At 63.0% G+C, this 19,059-nt stretch carries 17 protein-coding genes; 7 read left to right on the plus strand and 10 right to left on the minus strand.

Annotated elements, in window-relative coordinates; genetic code table 11:
* Window positions 1-2 precede the first annotated feature (2 nt).
* The 4 genes from HMPREF3172_RS01885 to HMPREF3172_RS01900 all read right to left on the minus strand — a co-directional run bounded on the left by HMPREF3172_RS01885 (window position 3) and on the right by HMPREF3172_RS01900 (window position 3,817).
* Window positions 3-947, minus strand: coding sequence for an ABC transporter permease (locus HMPREF3172_RS01885; RefSeq protein ID WP_061941491.1), 945 nt, complete (start codon window positions 945-947; stop codon window positions 3-5).
* An 8-nt stretch (window positions 948-955) separates the two neighbouring features.
* Window positions 956-2,533, minus strand: coding sequence for an ABC transporter substrate-binding protein (locus HMPREF3172_RS01890; RefSeq protein WP_256173106.1), 1,578 nt, complete (start codon window positions 2,531-2,533; stop codon window positions 956-958).
* 185 nt (window positions 2,534-2,718) lie between these two features.
* Window positions 2,719-3,162: a thioesterase family protein gene (locus HMPREF3172_RS01895; RefSeq protein ID WP_070514989.1), complete on the minus strand. Its 444-nt coding sequence runs from the start codon at window positions 3,160-3,162 to the stop codon at window positions 2,719-2,721.
* A 67-nt stretch (window positions 3,163-3,229) separates the two neighbouring features.
* Window positions 3,230-3,817, minus strand: a complete 588-nt coding sequence (locus tag HMPREF3172_RS01900) for a GNAT family N-acetyltransferase (RefSeq protein ID WP_070514991.1) — start codon at window positions 3,815-3,817, stop codon at window positions 3,230-3,232.
* 107 nt (window positions 3,818-3,924) lie between these two features.
* Between HMPREF3172_RS01900 and HMPREF3172_RS01905 the strand changes: the two genes are divergently transcribed.
* The 6 genes from HMPREF3172_RS01905 (at window position 3,925) to HMPREF3172_RS01930 (ending at window position 9,219) form a co-directional block, all read left to right on the plus strand.
* Window positions 3,925-4,809 (plus strand): DUF5926 family protein, encoded by an 885-nt coding sequence (locus tag HMPREF3172_RS01905; protein WP_070514993.1) that lies wholly within the window; start codon window positions 3,925-3,927, stop codon window positions 4,807-4,809.
* Complete coding sequence (pheA, locus tag HMPREF3172_RS01910) at window positions 4,806-5,750, plus strand: prephenate dehydratase (RefSeq protein WP_062022599.1); 945 nt, start codon at window positions 4,806-4,808, stop codon at window positions 5,748-5,750. Before HMPREF3172_RS01905 ends, pheA begins: the two co-directional genes overlap by 4 nt.
* Window positions 5,751-5,855: 105 nt before the next feature.
* A complete protein-coding gene (locus HMPREF3172_RS01915) occupies window positions 5,856-6,857 on the plus strand; it encodes a methionine ABC transporter ATP-binding protein (protein WP_070514995.1) in 1,002 nt (333 codons plus the stop codon).
* A complete protein-coding gene (locus tag HMPREF3172_RS01920) occupies window positions 6,854-7,609 on the plus strand; it encodes a methionine ABC transporter permease (RefSeq protein ID WP_061941505.1) in 756 nt (251 codons plus the stop codon). The genes HMPREF3172_RS01915 and HMPREF3172_RS01920 overlap by 4 nt, the downstream gene beginning before the upstream one ends.
* A 44-nt stretch (window positions 7,610-7,653) precedes the next feature.
* On the plus strand, window positions 7,654-8,472 hold the full coding sequence (locus HMPREF3172_RS01925) for a MetQ/NlpA family ABC transporter substrate-binding protein (protein WP_070514997.1): 819 nt from the start codon (window positions 7,654-7,656) through the stop codon (window positions 8,470-8,472).
* A 228-nt stretch (window positions 8,473-8,700) separates the two neighbouring features.
* A complete protein-coding gene (locus HMPREF3172_RS01930) occupies window positions 8,701-9,219 on the plus strand; it encodes a hypothetical protein (protein WP_070514999.1) in 519 nt (172 codons plus the stop codon).
* Window positions 9,220-9,269: 50 nt separating this feature from the next.
* On the opposite strand, the gene HMPREF3172_RS01935 is transcribed toward HMPREF3172_RS01930, so the two are convergent.
* The 4 genes from HMPREF3172_RS01935 to HMPREF3172_RS01950 all read right to left on the minus strand — a co-directional run bounded on the left by HMPREF3172_RS01935 (window position 9,270) and on the right by HMPREF3172_RS01950 (window position 14,229).
* On the minus strand, window positions 9,270-10,793 hold the full coding sequence (locus HMPREF3172_RS01935) for a serine hydrolase domain-containing protein (protein WP_070515001.1): 1,524 nt from the start codon (window positions 10,791-10,793) through the stop codon (window positions 9,270-9,272).
* A gap of 2 nt (window positions 10,794-10,795) precedes the next feature.
* Window positions 10,796-12,241 (minus strand): APC family permease, encoded by a 1,446-nt coding sequence (locus HMPREF3172_RS01940; RefSeq protein ID WP_070515002.1) that lies wholly within the window; start codon window positions 12,239-12,241, stop codon window positions 10,796-10,798.
* A 192-nt stretch (window positions 12,242-12,433) separates the two neighbouring features.
* Window positions 12,434-13,354: an NAD-dependent epimerase/dehydratase family protein gene (locus tag HMPREF3172_RS01945; RefSeq protein WP_070515004.1), complete on the minus strand. Its 921-nt coding sequence runs from the start codon at window positions 13,352-13,354 to the stop codon at window positions 12,434-12,436.
* 53 nt (window positions 13,355-13,407) lie between these two features.
* A complete protein-coding gene (locus tag HMPREF3172_RS01950) occupies window positions 13,408-14,229 on the minus strand; it encodes an enoyl-CoA hydratase (protein WP_070515006.1) in 822 nt (273 codons plus the stop codon).
* Window positions 14,230-14,358: 129 nt separating this feature from the next.
* Between HMPREF3172_RS01950 and clpB the strand changes: the two genes are divergently transcribed.
* Window positions 14,359-16,956: an ATP-dependent chaperone ClpB gene (clpB, locus tag HMPREF3172_RS01955; RefSeq protein ID WP_070515007.1), complete on the plus strand. Its 2,598-nt coding sequence runs from the start codon at window positions 14,359-14,361 to the stop codon at window positions 16,954-16,956.
* A gap of 72 nt (window positions 16,957-17,028) precedes the next feature.
* Here clpB and HMPREF3172_RS10355 read toward each other — a convergent pair whose 3' ends face one another.
* Both HMPREF3172_RS10355 and HMPREF3172_RS01965 read right to left on the minus strand, forming a co-directional pair.
* A complete protein-coding gene (locus tag HMPREF3172_RS10355) occupies window positions 17,029-17,886 on the minus strand; it encodes a hypothetical protein (RefSeq protein ID WP_141741553.1) in 858 nt (285 codons plus the stop codon).
* 12 nt (window positions 17,887-17,898) lie between these two features.
* Window positions 17,899-18,684 (minus strand): exodeoxyribonuclease III, encoded by a 786-nt coding sequence (locus tag HMPREF3172_RS01965; RefSeq protein ID WP_070515011.1) that lies wholly within the window; start codon window positions 18,682-18,684, stop codon window positions 17,899-17,901.
* Between the last annotated feature and the right edge of the window lie 375 nt (window positions 18,685-19,059).

Below are 19,059 nucleotides of genomic sequence, written 5' to 3' on the forward strand. Positions count from 1 at the left end.
GATCACTTCCTCAGCTTCGGGTTGGTGACGATGCCGACGATGTCAGCCAACAGGTTGACCACGATGTACACGATTGCCACGAGCAGGGTGATGGCCTGAACCACTTGGACGTCGCGGTAGGTGACCGCGTCGATGAGCGCCTGTCCGATGCCGGGGTAGCGGAAGAGGAACTCCACGACCACAACGCCGCCGGCCAGCCAGGCCAGCTGGATGGCGATGACCTGCGCGACCGGGCCGATGGCGTGGGGTACTGCGTGGCGCAGGATGACGGTGCGTTCGGGAACGCCCTTGAGCCTGGCCATTTCGACGTAGCCGGAGTCAAGCACCTCCGCCATTGTCGTTCGCATCATGCGGGCGATATACGGTGCGACGACCAAGGCCAGGGTGAGTGTGGGCAGGATCAGCTGCAGCGGCAGCTTCCAGACCGGTGTTCCCGGCGGAGACATCGTCACTGCCGGCAGAATGGGGAAGACTGTCGTTGCAAAAATGGTGATGAGGCCAACACCGACAACGAACTCCGGCATGGCCGCGAGGATCAGCGTGACCCACGTGATGGCCGAATCGCGGCGCTTGCCGCGGTGAATGGCCGACACAATGCCGAAGAACAGGCCGACCGGGACGGACACGACGGCTGCCAGCAGCATGAGGATGATCGAATTGCCGATGCGCGGAGCCAGCAGCTGTGAAACCGGACCGCCGGTGGCCGCTGACGTGCCGAAGTCTCCGGTGAAGAGGCCTCCCAGCCACAGGAAGTACCGGACGACGGCCGGCTTGTCGAGGTCCATCTGCTCGCGCAGTGCGGCGAGCCTTTCCGGTGTGGCCTGCTGGCCGAGGATGGCCCGGGCGGGGTCACCCGGCAGGAGCAGGGTGGCCGCGAAGATGATGACGGAGATCGCCAGCAGCACGAAAATGCTGATGAGCAGTCGTTTGAAGATGAGCTGTGCCATGGTGTCGCCTATGCCTGCGCAATCCACACGTCGCGGAACCGGAAACCGGAAAGCGGGATGCCGGTGGCGTCTTCCTTCAGGCCGCCGACGTATTTCTGGTAGGCGTCGACCTGGTTGGCGAAGCCCCAGATGATGTATCCGCCTTCGTCGTACTGCTGCTTCTGGCCCTCCTGGATGATCTTCTTGCGCTTTTCGGGATTGGTTTCGGCTTGGATTCGCTTGACGATGTCGTTTGTCTTTTCGCTGGCCCAGTTGGTTTCGTTGAACGGCGAATTGTCCATGAGGCACTGATCCGCCTGCGGGGCGAAGTTGCGGGTGTACCAGAACGACTGCGCGAAATCCCACTTCAGGTAGTTGTCGCCGAAGAATGTGGTGGTGTCCACCCGGCGGATTTTGATGTCGATGCCGGCGTCGCGGGCCTGCTGGGCGAAGACCTGGGCGGCTTCGACAGTGCCGGACTGGATGGGCGCGGTGACCAGCTCAACCGTGAGACCGTCGGGATGCCCGGCCTCAGCTAGCAGCTTCTTGGCCTTCTCGACGTCGCGGCGCCGCTGAGGGAACTGCTTGGGGTAGTCGGGGTCGTAGACGCCGAACATGTCGTTGCCCACCTGGCCGTAGCCGGAGAGCACCTGGTTGACCATCTGCTCGCGGTCAATAGCCAAGCGGAAGGCTTGGCGAACGCGCTTGTCGTCAAACGGCGCCTTGTCCACCCGCATGGTGAAGGGAAGCCACATGCCGGTCTCGGAGTTGAGGATCTTCATGCGCTCGTCAGCTTCGATGACCTCGACCAGCGACACGGGGATCTGTGCCACACAGTCCACCTGGTTGGACAGCAGGGCGTTGATGACGGCGTCGGTGTCGTTGAAGTTCAGCAGTTCGATTTCATCCAGGTGGGGTGTTCCGTCCCAGTAGTGCGGATTCCGCTCCAGCACGGTCGACAGTGCCGGTTCGAAGGACTTGAGCATGAACGGACCCGTGCCGACGGGCTTCTTCGGGTCGTAGTCGGCCGGGACGATTGATGTGGCGTAGTGCGACATGGGGTCGTCGAAGACGCTGTTGGGTGCGCTGAAGCGGAACTCGACTTCGTATTTGCCCTTGGCGTGCATTGTGTCGAGCGTTGAGAGCACGGCCGCGTTCGTCTTCGGGTCGTCGGGGTCGCGAATGCGGTCATAGGAGGCGATGACGTCTTCGGCAGTCATTTCGCGACCGTCGGAGAACTTCACGCCCTCGCGCAGCTTGGCCGTCCACACGGTTGCGTCTTCGTTGGGGTCTACCGATGTGGCCAGGCGGTATTCGACTTCGTAGTCGTGGCCGCGGGCGATGAGGCCCTCGTACATATTCTGCTGGCGGCAGATGTCGGTGGTGTTGACAGAGATGTGTGCATCCACGGTGTCGGCTGAGGTTCCTCCTGTCAGCCCCACCCGCAGTCTGCCGCCCTTGACGGGTTTGGACAGGTCGAACTCAGGAGTCGTATTCACGCCGCAGGCACTGAGCATGCCGGCCGCACCGACGGCTGTTGCTGTTCCGAGTAGGCGGCGACGGCTGATACGACGGCCAAAGAGCTCTGTGCCGTTTTTGGTCGCCATCATCCGCCTGCTTTCACATTATCTGAGTTACCTTGGCGAAAATCACGGTAACACGATAGGCGGCTTCGCGGGTGAGGCTTCCGGCCATTCGGAAGTCACTGCACGAAAAGCGCCCGCCGGCCGTTTCCGTCCGACGGGCGCTGCTTTCAGGCGCGATGTGCGTATCAAAGATCAGCGCTGGAGCCTCACATCGAGATTGAACGGCCCAGCCAGGCGGGCGATTCTTCGATCAGCGGCTGCAGGCGCTTCAGCACCTCGTCGGGGAAGTCGGCAGCGCGTCCGGCCTTCTGGTCGACGTGCAGGCACATGACTTCCTCTGTGAACAGGAGGTCATTGCCGTGGAACATTTCGTAGGCGATGTGCAGCTTCTTGCCGGCGACGCCGACCACGCGCGGACGTACATCGACTTCCGCGCCCAAGCCGATTTCCCGCAGATACCGCAGGTGGGTCTCAACCGTGTAGAGCGAACATCCCGTGCTCTTGCGGTACTCCTCATCCAACCCGATGTCGATCATGAGCTGATCCGTGGCAAAACCGCAGATGAGCACGTAGTAGGCCTCTGACAGGTGCCCGTTGTAGTCGATCCATTCCTGCTTGATCTCGGTGCGGTACGGGGTGATCGCGGTCATGCGTCCTCCTGGGTGCAGGTCGGGTGGGTCTGCTGGAAATCACGAGGTGCCAGCTGCCCGGGTCTGCTCAGGCTACTTCACGGAAGGTCAGGCAGGGTTCGTCGGCGACCTTCGGCAGGAGGGTTTCCATCATGTCGGTCACGGACTGCGGGGTTTCCGTACCGTGCTCCCACACCTGGAAGCCGGCGCGGTGGAAGAACGTGGCGCGCTCCTGCGGGATGTGCGTGATCAGACGGCAGCGTGTGGGCAGGCCCGCCTGTTTGAGGATCTGCGGGGCCATGCCCAGAAGAACGGTGCCCAGGCCTTTGCCCCGGAAGTCCGGATCGGTTGCCAGGCCGCGGATAAACAGTGCTGTGGGGGTCTGCTCCTGCTGGTTGCCGGAGCTGAAGTCAACGGCTGTGACAACGAGAGCGGCGACGATCTCACCGGCGTCGTTGAGCGCTACGAGACCTGCGTCCTGCTCTCCCACGTGGAACGGCACGAGCGTCTTCGAATCTGGGTCGGGCGTTGGCGCAAGACCCGTGATGAGTGCTTCGACGTCATCGCTGAGTTCGGGTGTGAGCAGCTCGAAGGTGAAGCTGGCCGCCATGAGCGCCTCCGCGTAGCGGCGGTGTCGCGCGGCGACCTTATCTGCCTGCAGTCCGGGGTACAGCATGCTTCGAGATTACGGCGTGAGCCGCGTGCACTGAGGCGGGGCCTGCCCCTCAGGTTCTGAGCGCCCAGTGGTATAAGCAGCGCCAGTGCACACGTAGACTGTGCGGCATGGGAAAGAAGTCCAGGAAGTCATCAAAAGACGTTATTGCCAAGCGCCTCGCAAAAGCCCAGGCCGCAGCCTTTGTTCCTCGCCCCTACGAGGGTCTGCCGTTTGAGGTCGACATCGTCAGCCTCAAGGAGCTCGTGCCGGCGGCAACCGCCACGGCCAAGCTGAAAGACGAATTCGGCGGCGACGAAGTCGTCATCGCCTCACTCCTTCCTTCCGCCTGGCAGGCGCACAAGCGCCACGACGGCGTGATCCTCGGGGGCCTTCAGGTGGCTGTGTCCAGCCCAGACCCTTCGCGCGACCTCGCAGCGGCTCTGCTGGAAGTCAAGGACATGGAACCCGGCGGCTTCGTCGCCGCGACCAGCAGCCCCGGCCAGGGCCCGCGCCTGCAGGACATTCTCGACCTTGACGCTCCGTTCAAGGTGCGCGTCCACGAAACCTTCGACTACTGGCTTCCGCAGGACGGTTCGCTTGACGGTGACGAAGACACCCAGGCGGCCATCGAACAGGCCAACAACCTCATCAGCCCCACCGACAAGCTCGTCGAAGCCGAGGGTGCCTACTGGACCGAAATGGGTGACGGCCGCTACGTCCGCTGGGCAATCGGCGAAAACGAAGACACCGTCATGGACGCCCTGGCTCGCCTGCACGCCGACGGTAAGAACACCCTCGGCGGCATCGGCCGCTACCTGGGCACTTTCCGCACACAGGGCATCGTCATCCCGGTGTGGGAAGTCGGCAGCGATGTCACGGCTGACGACGTCGACGCTGTCCTCGGCGAATTCGCCGAAATCCTGGCCCAGGCGCTGAAGAACACGGAACCGCTCAGCGCTGATGAGCGCCGTGCGCGTGCCGGAGTCGTGTCGCGTCAGCTGACCATCCGATGACAGACACCCTGCGCTTCGGGTTCCTGGGCCCAGCGGCAACCTTCACGGAAGCCGCGCTCCTGCGCCTGATCGCCGATCGCGGTTTTGCCGACGCGCAGCGCATCCCCGCACACAGTGTGGACGAAGCGCTCGCGGCGGTGGCCGCCGGCGACCTTTCGGGGGCGGTTGTGCCCATGGAGAACTCGGTCGAAGGCGGGGTGCCCGCAACGCTTGATGCGCTCACCCGGCACGGAGAGTTGCAGATTGTCGCGGAAACCCTCATTGACGTCCGCTTTGTTCTCGCGGCGCGCCCCGGAACGCAGCTGAGCGACATCACTGCCTTCGGCACGCACCCCCACGCGGAAGCACAGACACGCGGCTGGGTGGCTGGGCACCTGCCCGGTGCAACCTACGTGCCGGCTTCGAGCACCGCTGCCGCCGCACAGACCGCCGCCGAAGACGGCAGTGACTATCAGGCGGCCGTATGCCCGGCTCTTGCCGCCCAGCGGTACGGGCTTGAGGTCCTCGCCGATGACATCGGCGACCGTCACGACACCGTCACTCGTTTCGTTCTGGTGCGCAAGCCTGCCGCAATGCCTCCGGCCACGGGGGCAGACAAGACCACGATCGTCGCAGCACTGGCATCAGACCGTGCGGGATCGCTGCTCGAACTGCTCGAACAGTTCTCCACTCGCGGAGTCAACCTCGCCCGCATTGAATCGCGGCCGACCGGCGACGGACTGGGCCTGTACCAGTTCTCGCTCGACCTCGTGGGGCACGTGGCTGAACCGCGGATTTCGGAGGCGCTCGCCGGTGTGCACAGGCTTGCCAGGCGTGTGCAGTTCCTTGGGTCCTATCCAGCGGCGGAGTCCTCGGTCGAGCCGGTGGATCCGCGAATGACCGCAGACTGCTTCGAGGCGGCCGACGCGTGGGTTGAAGGAATCCGCTCCTACCTCAGCTGAGCAGGCCAAACACGCGCGTGTAATCTCCGCCACAGCGCTGTCTTAAACCGTCACATGATTTCATGAGGCCTCATCCGGTGGCCCACAATCGTCGCCGGAGGTTTCATGATCACAATCGACGGTGTCAGTCGCACCTATGGCAGCGGGGAATCCGCGGTCCACGCGCTGCGCGATGTTTCCCTGCACGTTGAGCAGGGCAGCATTTTCGGTGTTGTCGGCCAGTCCGGCGCAGGCAAGTCCACTCTTCTGCGCTGCGTCAATGCGCTTGAACGTCCTGACAGCGGGACCGTGACAGTGGGGGATCACCCCATCAGCTCCCTGCGCGGGCGCAGGCTTTCGGAAGCGCGCCACGACATCGGAATGGTCTTCCAGCACTTCAACCTCGTGGGCAACCGCACCGTGGCCGACAACGTCGACTTCGCGCTCGAAGCTGTCGGCCAGCCGCGCGCCAAGCGCCGCCAGCGAGTCGGGGAGGTCCTCGAGCTCGTGGGCCTGTCTCACCGCGCAGACCACCATCCCCGCCAGCTGTCCGGCGGACAGCGCCAGCGCGTCGGCATCGCCCGGGCGCTGGCAGCTGAGCCCAAAGTTCTGCTCAGCGACGAGGCCACCAGTGCGCTCGACCCGGAAACCACCCGGTCGATTCTCGACCTCATCAAAAAGCTCAGCGTCGAACTCAACCTGACGGTCCTCCTCATCACCCACCAGATGGACGTCGTCAAGCGCATCTGCGATTCCGCAGCGCTCATGGAAGACGGTGCTGTGCAGGAAACCGGAACTCTGCCGGAGCTCATCAGCTCGCCCGGCAGTCGGATTGCAGACGAACTGTTCCCCGTCGGCGCCTACGCGCCGGTTCCGGGACACGAAATCGTCGACGTGACCTACTTCGGAAGCGAAGCCACCGACGGTGCGGTCGTCAAACTCGCTCGCGAACTCGACATCGACGTGTCGATCCTCGGGGCGGCTCTGGAAACCGTTGACGGCAAGCAGGTTGGCCGCACCCGCCTGGCGGTGCCCGGTGATGTTCGGCAGGCCGAGGCGGTCGTCGATAACTTCCGTTCGCGGGGACTCGTGGCCTGGCGTGCGCAGGAACAGGGGGGTGCGGCATGACCGACATCAACAACCCCGATTTCTGGCCTCAGCTGTTCAGCGTGCTGTGGAAGGGCACCCAGGAAACCCTGTTCATGGGGTCGGTGGCAATGTTCTTCACCCTCCTGGTGGGGCTGCCGTTGGGCATTGTGCTTGTGGCAACCGAAAAGGACGGTTTCCTCGCTGCACCGTTCGGCCAGCGCTGGCTGGGCGCAATCATCAACTGGGTGCTCGGATTCGTCGTCAACGTCGGCCGCTCCGTGCCGTTCATCGTGCTCATGATCGCGCTCATTCCCACAACGCGCTTCGTCATGCAGGTGTTGACCGGTCGGGCGACGTTCATCGGCACGGAAGCTGCAACGGTTCCGCTGACGCTGGTGGCCATCCCGTTCTTCGCCCGCATGGTCGAAATCGCGGTGCGCGAAGTCGATCCCGGCCTGTTGGAAGCCGCTGAATCCCTCGGCGCGTCCCGGTGGCTGACCATTCGCCGCGTCATCATGCCCGAAGCGACACCGTCGATCATTCTGGGCACAGCGACGACCCTGACCTCGATCATCAACTTCTCGGCGATGGTCGGCACGGTCGGCGGCGGTGGTCTGGGCCAGGTTGCGATCACGTACGGACACCAGATGTACTCGCCGATCCACATGGTCGCCGTCATCATCATCCTGTTCGTGCTCGTGCAGATCATCCAGACGGCCCTGAGCTTTATTGCCAAGCGGTACGGGCGCGCCAAGCCCCGCCACCGCGGCTTCTTCAGCCGTCAGATCTGACGGCGCGCAGACAAACACACAGAAAAACCCACCTAAGGAGAAACATGAAGGTATCGGCTCGCCGCGGCATCATCGCCGCAGTCGCTGCTCTCAGCCTCACACTGTCCGCCTGCGGCGGCGGTGCACAGAATGCGGAAGACGCATCGCTTGACACCCCGCTGAAGGTCGGCGCTCTGGCCGTCCCGGCCGGTGAAATGCTCACCCACGTGGCTGACGAACTCGCCGAAAAGGAAGGCATCAACGTCGAGTTCGTCGAGTTTAACGACTACAACACTCCCAACCCTGCACTGTCGGACGGTTCGATTGATGCGAACCTGTTCCAGCACCAGGACTTCCTCGACACCTACAACGAGGAAGCCGGCGGTGACCTCGAATCGGTTGGCGAAATCTACCTGCCGGCGGCTGCCTTCCACTCGAAGAAGTACAAGTCGCTCGACGAACTCCCTGATGGTGCTGTCGTGTCGATCCCGAACGACCCCACCAACGAGGGCCGCGCCCTTGAACTGCTGCAGGAAGCCGGCGCGATCAAGATTGAGGACGGAGCAACCAAGCCCGACGGCATCACCGAGAACAAGAAGAACTTCAAGTTCCAGGAAGTCGACAACGCGAGCCTTCCGCGCACGCTTGAAGACGATGACGCCGCCTTTGTCACCTCGTCCTACGCCATCCCGGCGAAGCTGACGAAGGACACCATCATCGCGACCGAGGAAGAGGGTTCGAAGTACTACAACGTGCTTGCCACTCGTCCCGAGCTTAAGGATGACGAGCGTATTCAGAAGCTCCACAAGATCCTGACCTCGCAGGACATGGCTGACTTCATCAACGAAAAGTGGGACGGCCTCATCCTGCCGAACGTTCAGTAAGACACTCGCTGTCAGAAGCGACGGAAAGGGGGCCGCGGGAGTTTTCCCGCGGCCCCTTTCTGTGTGCTCCCTACGGGCTGAAGGAAGAAAGTAGGGAGCAAAGTCAAAACAGCAAGTATTCGCCCTATAAGGGAGGTGGTGCAAAGCAAGCCGTCTACAAGTATAAATATAAAGGGAAGAGGCATACTGTTGTGGTCGCCTACGCATTGAAAGGAGGGGAGATTAGTAATGGATGGGTTAGATAGTAAGAGTCAGCTGGCTCGTGAGATCTCGGCAGCACCGTATGATAATTTTTCTGATGCGCTCAAACTTTCGGAGGGTATGTCAATTGCTCATGTGCGAGAGGCTCTTGAGGAGAAAATCGCGCCCAACGACTCAGCTCTCTGCCATCGTTTCATTGAGCAGTGGCTTGATCGCTTGGAGCCTATACAAAAACTAGCGGCATCTATTGAGATATCCCACCTTTATTTGTTGGATCTCGTGGATGTGCCACACGCGGAGGACATTATCTTATTGCGCACATTACATAATTGTCCTGGCGCAATTGAGGCCCTCAGGTCCGAACTTCTTTCTAATCGAGATCTGGGACGAAATCCTGACGCCAGTTTCGGATTGAAGTTTGTTAAAGCCATCGAAGCTGAAACCTGCGAACCACTGAAAGCCGTCGTCGAGAAACTGCACTCCAATTCTGATCGACTTGAAGTGCTGATTCAACGTGCAGACGCTGAGGTGAAAGCCCAGGAATAGCCGGATCATCTTCAGGACTCAACACCCGGCTCTGAGCTCACGCCGGTCTGTCAGTGCAGCTTGATGCTCAGCCCCTGGATCTGCTCGTAGGGGTTGAGCGTCATCGTCACGGTGCGGCTGCCGAGCGTTCCGGTCACGGTCCACTGAGCTGACGAGGCGCCTGTGAAGTGAGGCTCGATGAGCGACTTTTCGGTGTCTCCCGTGTGCTCGCGGGCTGCCGCCCACGCCGCTAGGCGCTCCTGGCGCGGCTGGTCGAGGTCGACATTCATGGAGAAAACCCCGTCAGCCGCACTGTCGTCGCCGGTGCGGATCATGTTCTCAGCAATGCGGACCAGCTCCAGAGCGCGATCGCTGGGTCCGAATGCGCTGACAGAGCGAACGGGGAAAACCATCCCTGCTCCCGGCCCCGTGGGGGTCGCGGTTGGTGCCTCTGCGCGCGGCCACACGGGGCTGGAGGGGGCCTCGTGGCGCTGCACGGCGAGCCCAGCTTCGAGGGCCTTGGCGGTGACGGCTTCCGTAGGGTAGCCGGTCAGCGCGGTGAACAGGATGACTCCCGTGCGGGTGGCCGCGTGCCATCGCATGTGCAGGCCGAAACCGGGGTAGCCGCCGGAATGCCCGGCGAAGCTGCCGAAGCGGGTGTCGAAATAGCAGCGCAGGCCCAGGCCGTAGCCGCCGCTGACGGCAAAGAGCTCAGGGCCGCCATGAGCGGCTTCAGACGTCCCGTGCGTGATTTCCATGGCTCGCACCGGCTGCTGTTGGTCGGCCAGCACTCGCCGCCACAGGCGTACCCGCCGGGGAGTGTCTTCGCCCGTGGCTGCGGCTATCGCACGGAAAGCCGAATCGTCGCCACCAGGGCTGACAGCGTCGATCTGCGCCTGCACCCACACGGCGAGGTCGCCCACGGTCGAAGCCAGCCCGCCGATGGCCGAAAACGCGCCGGGCAGCGAAACGGCCTGCGGTTCGAGCTCGCCATCGCGGTTGCGCCGGTATCCCGTGACCAGCCGATCCGCATCGAGTTTGCGAACATCGAAACCTGAGGACGTCATACCCAGGGGAGTGAGGAAGACTTCGTCAATGAGCTGTGCGAAGGGTTTCTGCGCGGCGCGCTCGATGATGAGTCCGGCGACCGCATAGCCGAGGTTGGCATAGCGGTAGGCCGTTCCCGCGGGGAAGTCGCGAATGACTGGTTCCCCGAGCAGCCGCAGGAAGCCCTCGTGCGACATCGACTCCTGGCGGTCTGCCCAGGGATCGTCCGTCGGCAGGCCCGATGACATGCGCAGCAGGTCGTCGATGACAACGTCCTCAGCCCACCCCGCCTCGGCGAGTTCGGGCGCCCAGTCGAGAACAGGATCGTCCATCCTCACCGGCTTTCCCGGAATGAGACCCCTGACCAAACCGGTCAGGGCAGCTGCCGTGAACGACTTCGTGATCGAGGCGACCCGGAAGATCCGGTCCCGGCCCTCCACCTCGTGAAGTTGACCGTCTGAAATGATCCCGAACGCCGTTTCCGGCACCCGGGTGGTCTCCTGGCGGATGGTGTGAACAATGGCTTCGCGTGCAGTCTGCGAAAGCATTCTCACAGCTCCTTCTTCGAAGTTTCGGCCCCGGCGTCGTCAATGTGGAGGTTGGCATAGGAATCACCGAGGATTTCATGCAGACCTGCGTCGTAGCCGATCGTGCGGCGGCTGGCCGCGAAGACGTACATGACAATGCCCAGAAGCATCCACGCGCCCAGAATGATGTACTCCGCCGGCCACACCAGCGACGACGATGTTCCGGGAACCAGCGCCCACACGATGACGCCGATAGCGCCCAGACCACCGAGCGCGGGCAGGAACGACAGCTTGGAACGGCGAACCGCATTCGGGTACTTGCGCGGCAGCAGGTACTTGGCGATCACCACCATGAACCACACAACACCCAGGTACACGCCGCCAGTGTCGAGGAACCACACGACGGCACCCGGGCCGAGCCAGCCCAGAGCCAGAGTGACAACGGTCGTCACGATGAGAGCGCGGCCGGGAGTCTGCCGCTTGGGGTTGATGACGGCGAGGCTCGGCGGGAGCAGCTGGCCGCGGGCCATGGCCACGATGATGCGCGAACTGGCTACGAACAGGCCGAGGAAGCTGGTGAGCAGGCCCAGGAACGCGATTGCGTAGGCACCGGTGCCCAGAACGGGGAAGCCGGCCTCAGTGAACGCCGACACGGTGCCCAGGTCCATCTTCGCGACGTCCTGCCACGGCATAACCCACGCGGTTGCGGCAAGAACCGCGGTGTAGAACAGGCCCGCGGTGATGACGGTGAGGACCACCGCACGGCCCACCCGCTTCGGCGATATCTTTGCGTCTTCGGCAAGGACGGCAACAAGGCCGAAGCCCGCCAGGAAGGTCATGCCCGGAATGATGAAGCGCAGAGTGTCAGACACCGGGGCGGCGCCCTCGGCGTAGGCAGGGAAGAAGTTCGAAGGCGAACCGGTGGCGAAGCCCACAACGATCAGTGCTGCGCCGATCAGCACAATCGCTGCGAACATGAACATCTGCACGCGCCCGCCGATCTCAACGCCGAACCAGTTGAGCGCAAACATCAGCAGAGTGAGGATGACGCCGACCGCCAGAACCGGCAGATACACGGTTTCGCCGTTGATGGTGTAAAGCGGCATCGTCTTCATGGCCGGCACAAAGTTGCTCAGCAGGAAACCGAAAGCCGTGACGTAGAACGCCAGCGACGACACGTAGGCACCCAACAGCATCCAGCCGGTGAAGAAGGCGGGGCCGCGACCCATGGTGGTGTAGGAGAAAACGACCTCACCGCCGGCACGAGGAAAAGCGGACGTCAGCTCTGAATATGCCAGAGCAACAAAGGAGGCCAGCAGAACGCCGAGCAGCAGGCCGAAGACCATACCGCCGGCGCCGTAGGCGTCCATGAGTTTCGAGTTGGTGTAGATCCAGCTTGTTCCGATGACGCCGGCCACGCCGAAAGCCAGAAGCTGGAAAAGACCGAGCGACTTTTTGAGTTCAGCCACGATGTCCTTCCGGGGAAGAGCGCCGGGCTCTCAGTGCCGCAGCGCCAGACGATTGGTTCACTTCATGCTACGGCTACCGCTGTGACCTGCGCCAATGTGTCTCACGGCGGTAGAAGGACGGGGCACGAGGTGCCTGCTGGGCTTTGCTCCGGAGGCTGGGCCTGTGTGGTGCTATGGCGGGGCGGGGGCGGTTCAGCTGTCCCTGCGGGCAAGCCCCTGAACCGGCTCAACTCCCAGGAGTCTGCTCAGGCGCCCCAGGTTGAGGCTGCGGGACTGGGAGAGCTTGCGCACGGCAAAGCGGTCGAGGCCGTCTTTTGGCTTGCGGCCGGTCTTTTCGCGCATCCACGCTGTCGTCAGGGCGAGGTCGGCGGCGCGCTCGTCAAAGCGGAACGGCACGAGCCCCGCGCGTGCCATGAACGTGTTGATGGCGTCACGCAGAACATAGGGTTCGGGGTCGGCCACATTGATCGGCCCGTAGGCCTCGGGGTGCTTGAGACCTGCGAGCACGGCGGCGGCCACATTGTCGGAACTGGCCAGCGCTGTTTTCTGGCGGCCGCCTCCCGGAAGTTCGACGAGTCCCTTCTTGCTGGCAAGCGACTGAATGAAGGGGAAATTGCGCCTGTCGCCGGGTCCGTAGACGGGGGCGGGGCGCAGAATGAGGGCGTCCGGGCGCAGGCGGGTGACGACGTTTTCGGCTTCGACCTTGGAGCGTTCGTACTCGGTGGTGAAGCAGTCGAGTTCCGCGGGGCCACGCTCTTCGTACAGGTCCTTGTAGCCGCGGCGGGGATCATAGACATCGGCGCACGACAGGTAGATGAAACGCGCCTTGGGGAAGGCATCGAGAACATTGCGGGTCCCCGTGACATTGGTGCCGTGGGCATCGTCCCGCGACAGGTGAGCGCCGCTCACTCCGGCAGCGTGGATGACAGCGGTGAAGTCACGCCCGGCGAAACGGTTATCAGCGGGTGTGCGGATGTCCCATTCGATGTGTTCGACGGAATCATCGAGCGGTGCAGACGTCCCAGCGCTCACCGGAGTGTGGCCGGCTGCGCGCAGTGCGGAGATGACGGCGCGCCCAATGCATCCGGAAGCGCCGGTGACAAGAACGGTCATACGCGTAGGTTAGCGCGCTTAGACCGCTTTGCCCGGGAAGCCGCGAGTGTCGCCTAGTCGCGGTCGACGTTCTTGCTGACCAGCCCCTCGGCCTCGGAATGGTCGTGGCTCCATTCGGGGGACCGCTTTTCGAGAAAAGCGGTGATGCCCTCCTGGGCGTCGTTGAGCACGGCGTTGTCGGCCATGACCCGGCCCATGCGCGAATAGGCCTCGGTTGCGCTCAGGGAGATCTGCTCGTAGAAGGCGCGCTTGCCGATTGAGACCGTGGTCGATGACGACTGGGCGACCGTGCGGGCCACTTCGAGTGTGCGCTCGCGCAGGGCGTATGCCGGTGCGGTGTGCGAAACAAGGCCGCGCTGGAATGCCTCTTCGGCTTTCATCGGCTCGCCGGTCAGGAGCATCCGCATGGCAGCCTTGCGGTTGACCGCACGTGACAGGGCCACCATCGGGGTGGAACAGAACAGGCCGATGGTCACACCGGGTGTGGCGAAGGAAGCGCTTTCGGAAGCCACCGCGAGATCGCACGTGGCCACCAGCTGACAGCCCGCAGCGGTGGCCAGGCCCTGCACTTCGGCAATGACCGGCTGCGGAATCGACTGGATGATGCGCATGAGCAGGGTGCAGGTGTCGAAGATGTTCTGCTGTGTTGCGTGGTCGCTGCCCTGGACTTCGCGCAGATCGTGGCCGGCGGAGAACACCTTGCCGGTGGACGCCAGCACAACGGCGCGTACGTCGGTGTCCTTGCCGACCGTGCGGAAGGCGTCGATCAGTTCGTGCATCATCTTCCGCGACATGGAGTTGCGGTTTCCGGGGCTGTTGAGGGTTACGAAGGCAACGGGGCCGTCGTATTCGAGCGTGACCAGTTCTTCAGACATGTGTTCAGTCTGCCAAAGTCCGTGTCGGTGCGGAAAGAATATGTCAGAAATTATGGGTTGAGTGGAATAGACTCAACCTTATTGAAGTTACCTGTATGAACGTAGTTTTGCACGAAGGGAGGTGTCCCCATGGACACCAAATTCACGTCACGGTCGCAGGTGGCTCTTTCCACCGCGATCAAGGACGCCGCGGAGCGCGGAAACTCGCAGGTTGAGCCTGCACACCTCCTCGCTGCTCTGCTCGAGGGCGAAGACAGCATTGCCGGCGCTCTCATCACTCACCTGGGTGGACGCCCCCAGGAGATTCGCAGCCGTGCCCAGGCCATCGTTGCCGGACTGCCGTCCGCCAGCGGATCCTCCGTCAGCCAGCCGCAGCTTTCACGCGCCGGACTGTCGGTCATCAGCAGTGCTGAAAAGGAAATGCAGGCACTCGGCGACCAGTACGTGTCGACCGAACACCTCCTTCTGGGTATCGCCGCTGATTCCGGTGAAGCCGGTCGGCTGCTCAGTGCCGAAGGCATTTCCCGCGATGCACTGCTGGCCGCTCTTCCGGAGGTTCGCGGTGGTCGCAAGGTCACCAGCGAAAACCCGGAAGACACCTTCCAGGCTCTCGAAAAGTATGGCCTCGACCTGACCCAGCAGGCCCGCGACGGCAAACTCGACCCCGTCATCGGCCGTGACTCTGAGATCCGCCGGGTCATCCAGGTTCTGTCGCGCCGCACCAAGAACAACCCGGTGCTCATCGGTGAAGCCGGTGTGGGTAAGACCGCTGTCGTCGAAGGTCTCGCGCAGCGCATGGTCGCAGGCGACGTCCCTGAAAGTCTGCGCGGCAAGCAGCTGGTCAGCCTCGACCTGTCGGCCATGGTCGCCGGTGCCAAGTACCGCGGCGAGTTCGAAGAGCGCATGAAGGCCGTTCTTGAGGAGATCAAGAACTCCGAAGGCCAGATTGTGACCTTCATCGACGAGATCCACACGCTCGTCGGCGCAGGTGCCACGGGGGACTCCGCAATGGATGCGGGCAATATGCTCAAGCCCATGCTGGCCCGCGGCGAACTGCGGCTGGTAGGTGCGACGACGCTCGATGAGTACCGCGAGAACATCGAAAAGGATCCCGCTCTGGAGCGCAGGTTCCAGCAGGTGTTCGTCGGTGAACCGAGTGTTGAGGACTCGATTGCGATTCTGCGCGGTCTGAAGGAGCGCTACGAAGCTCACCACAAGGTGACGATCGCAGACTCGGCTCTCGTGGCCGCCGCTTCGCTGTCGAACCGCTACATCACCGACAGGCAGCTGCCGGACAAGGCGATTGACCTCGTTGACGAGGCCGCCAGCCGCCTGCGCATGGAAATCGATTCGGCACCCGTCGAAATCGACCAGCTGCAGCGCGATGTTGACCGCCTCAAAATGGAGGAAATGGCCCTGTCGGCCGAAACCGACGAAGCCTCGAAGGAACGCCTGGCCGCTCTGCGCGAAGACCTTGCAGACAAGCAGGAAACCCTGTCCGGTCTGACCGCTGCGTGGGAATCACAGCGTGCGGGTTTGAACCGCCTGGGTGAACTGCGGCAGAAACTCGACGATCTGCGCAGTCAGGCGGAGATCGCGCGCCGTGACACGGACCTCGAAACTGCTTCGCGCCTGCTGTACGGCGAAATACCGCAGGTCGAAAAGGAGATCGCCGCGGCAGAAGAAGCCGAATCGGCAGCCGGCCAGACCAAGCAGATGGTGGGCGAGCAGGTTACGGCCGACGACATCGCCGAAGTCGTGTCGTCGTGGACGGGCATTCCCGCCGGCCGTCTGCTGGAAGGTGAGCGCGAGAAGCTGCTGCACGCCGAAGAGCACATCGGCAAGCGGCTCATCGGCCAGAAGAAGGCCGTTGAGACCGTGTCGGACGCTATCCGCCGTGCGCGCGCCGGGGTTTCCGACCCCAACCGTCCCACGGGTTCGTTCCTGTTCCTGGGTCCGACCGGTGTCGGCAAGACGGAACTGGCCAAGTCCCTGGCTGACTTCCTGTTCGATGACGAGCGCGCCATGATCAGGATCGACATGTCCGAATACGGCGAAAAGCACTCGGTGGCTCGTCTGGTCGGTGCGCCCCCGGGCTATGTCGGCTACGAAACGGGTGGTCAGCTGACCGAGGCGGTCCGCCGCCGGCCATACTCGGTGGTCCTGCTTGACGAGGTGGAGAAGGCTCACCCGGACGTCTTCGACATTCTGCTGCAGGTGCTGGATGACGGCCGCCTGACCGACGGTCAGGGCCGCACGGTTGACTTCCGCAACACGGTGCTCATCCTGACGTCGAACCTGGGCAGCCAGTTCATGGTGGACCAGACTCTCGATGCCAAGACGAAGGAAGAGTCGGTCATGGACGTGGTGCGCACCGCGTTCAAACCGGAGTTCCTCAACCGTCTGGATGACGTCGTCATGTTCGACGCTCTCAGCCGCGAGGACCTCGCTCGGATCGTCGACCTGCAGATCAATGCGATGCAGCAGCGTCTGAGCGACCGCCGCATCGTTCTGGACATCATGCCGGCTGCTTCGGACTACTTGGCGCAGGAAGGCTACGATCCGGCGTTCGGCGCTCGCCCGCTGCGCCGTCTGGTGCAGCGCACGATCGGCGATGGCCTGGCCAAGGAAATCCTGGCCGGCGAAGTGCGCGATGGCGACACCGTGCGCGTCGACACCGCCGAATCCGGTGGTCTGTCGATCGTTCCGGTCGAGCACGCCGACTGACGCGGGCTGTTCACACGCGAGGGGCGCGGAGAAATTCTCCGCGCCCCTCTTTTCCTGTGTTTCAGAAGCAGGTCAGGCGGTCTTGCTGTAGTCCTCGGACATCTTTGAGCCGTCCTGGCGCTGGACCGCGCAGACGATGTGCCTGTTGTCGGGGTCCTTCCAGCCCGTTGCATTGGGGGTGAAGAAGACCATTTTGAGGTCGTCCGCGACAGCGCGATCGGTGTCGAGTTCGAAGCGCGCGGACTTGCAGTAGCTTTCGCCGTCCTTGCTCAGTGCGCTGTAGCCGGGATAGGTATCCGACTGGTCGGAGGTTCGGCCGACCGAGAAGATCTGGTGAACGTGGGGTTCACTGCAGGGCACGGTTGCCGGTGGGCCGGCAGTGGAAAGGTTGATTACGCAGTCACCGGCTTTGAGCTTTCCCAGGCTGGTTGCGATATCGCTGCCCGGGGGAGGCGCGTCACCATCGTCCTGCGATCCCGGGTCGTTGGGGTCTCCTGTGTTCTCCGGCAGAGGTGCCGGTTTGCTGTCAGGTGACGAGGTGCCGGGTGCGGGTTCTGCTACCGGGTCCTTCTTGAAGGCGAAGAAGCCGAAGAGGCCGAGCCCCAGCGCGCCGATGATGATGAGCACCAGGACCAGTCCGCCGCCGACAAGCCCGATGATCAGCCCCGTGTTCTTCTTTTTAGGCGGAGGTGGAGGTGCCCCGAAGGGCGAAGGCTGTGGTCCGCCGGGGTAGGGATGCTGCTGGCCGCCACCGTAGGGTGACGCCTGCGGCGCGCCGGTGTGGTGCTGCGGCTGCCCACCGCCGCTCTGGTATTGGGGCTGATGGCCGCCGCCGTACTGCGGGGGCTGCCCACCACCGCCGTGTTGTGGCGGCTGCGGCCTATGTCCGTAGGGTCCTGGCGGTGGGTTTGTCGGCGGCTGAGCTGGCATGAGAACTCCCTGTCAGATGCGGTAGTCCACCCAAACGGGCGCGTGGTCAGATGCTCCTTTGCCCTTGCGTTCTTCGCGGTCGATGTGGGCATCGACAGCGGTGGCGGCAAGAGCCGGTGAGGCCAGTTGGAAATCGATGCGCATGCCCTCCCTCTTGGGGAAGCGCAGGCGCTGGTAGTCCCAGTAGGTGTAGACGCCGGGGCCCGGATTGAACTGCCTGGTGGTTTCCTGCAGGCCGGCGTCGGTGAGGCTGCGGAACGCTTCGCGTTCGGGTTCGGACACGTGCGTCAGACCGTCAAATGCCTCCATGTCCCAGACGTCTTCGTCGAGCGGGGCGACGTTGAAGTCGCCGACCATGACGAAGCGGTCGTCGGGGTCTGCGGCAAGCCGGTTCGCTGCGACATCGCGCAGGTGGCCCAGCCAATCGAGCTTGTAGTGGTAGTGCGGGTGGTCGAGTTCCCGACCGTTGGGCACGTAGAGCGAATAGACGCGCACCCCGCCCGTGTCGGCGGACAGTGCGCGGGCCTCGAGTGCTTCATTGAATTCCGGCATTCCGGCAAAGCCGATTTCGACGTTCTCCAGGCCCACGCGGCTGGCGATGGCAACGCCATTCCACTGGTTGAGGCCGTGGTAGGCGACTTCGTAGCCGCGGGACGAGAAGATGTCTTCCGGGAACTGGTCGTCACGGCACTTGAGTTCTTGAATGGCCAAGACGTCGACGTCTGAGCGGTCAAGAAAAGCCCCGATGCGCTCGGCTCGGGCTCGGATCGAGTTGACATTCCAATTCACAATTCGCACGAGTCCACCCTAACGGCTTGCACTGACACGGTCACGGGTCTTGTTATCAGGAAACGTGCGCGGGTCTGTGGAAAGCATGAGAGGGCCTGAAGAACAGCCGTCTGGCCTGCGAAAAAGGCGAATTTCCAAAAATAATGTCCGTATCGTGAAAATATGCATGCAGAGGAATTATTATTTATGTAAGCTTGATCACGTCGGCTCGGTGGGGATCGAGCGGACATCACGGACGTATGGGGATGCGTCCAGGTACTCGAGGGGAGTGCTCCGAAGGCCCGGCCACTGACGGCCGGGCCTTCGATCGTTTGGTGGGTGTCGCCGAGGTGAGGTCCGGTGCCAGGGGTGCGGCACCTCGTGGTTTTCCTGAGGTTCGTGGCG

Origin of the sequence: Brevibacterium sp. HMSC08F02 (assembly GCF_001807555.1) — a bacterium.
In the GTDB taxonomy this organism is placed as follows: domain Bacteria; phylum Actinomycetota; class Actinomycetes; order Actinomycetales; family Brevibacteriaceae; genus Brevibacterium; species Brevibacterium ravenspurgense.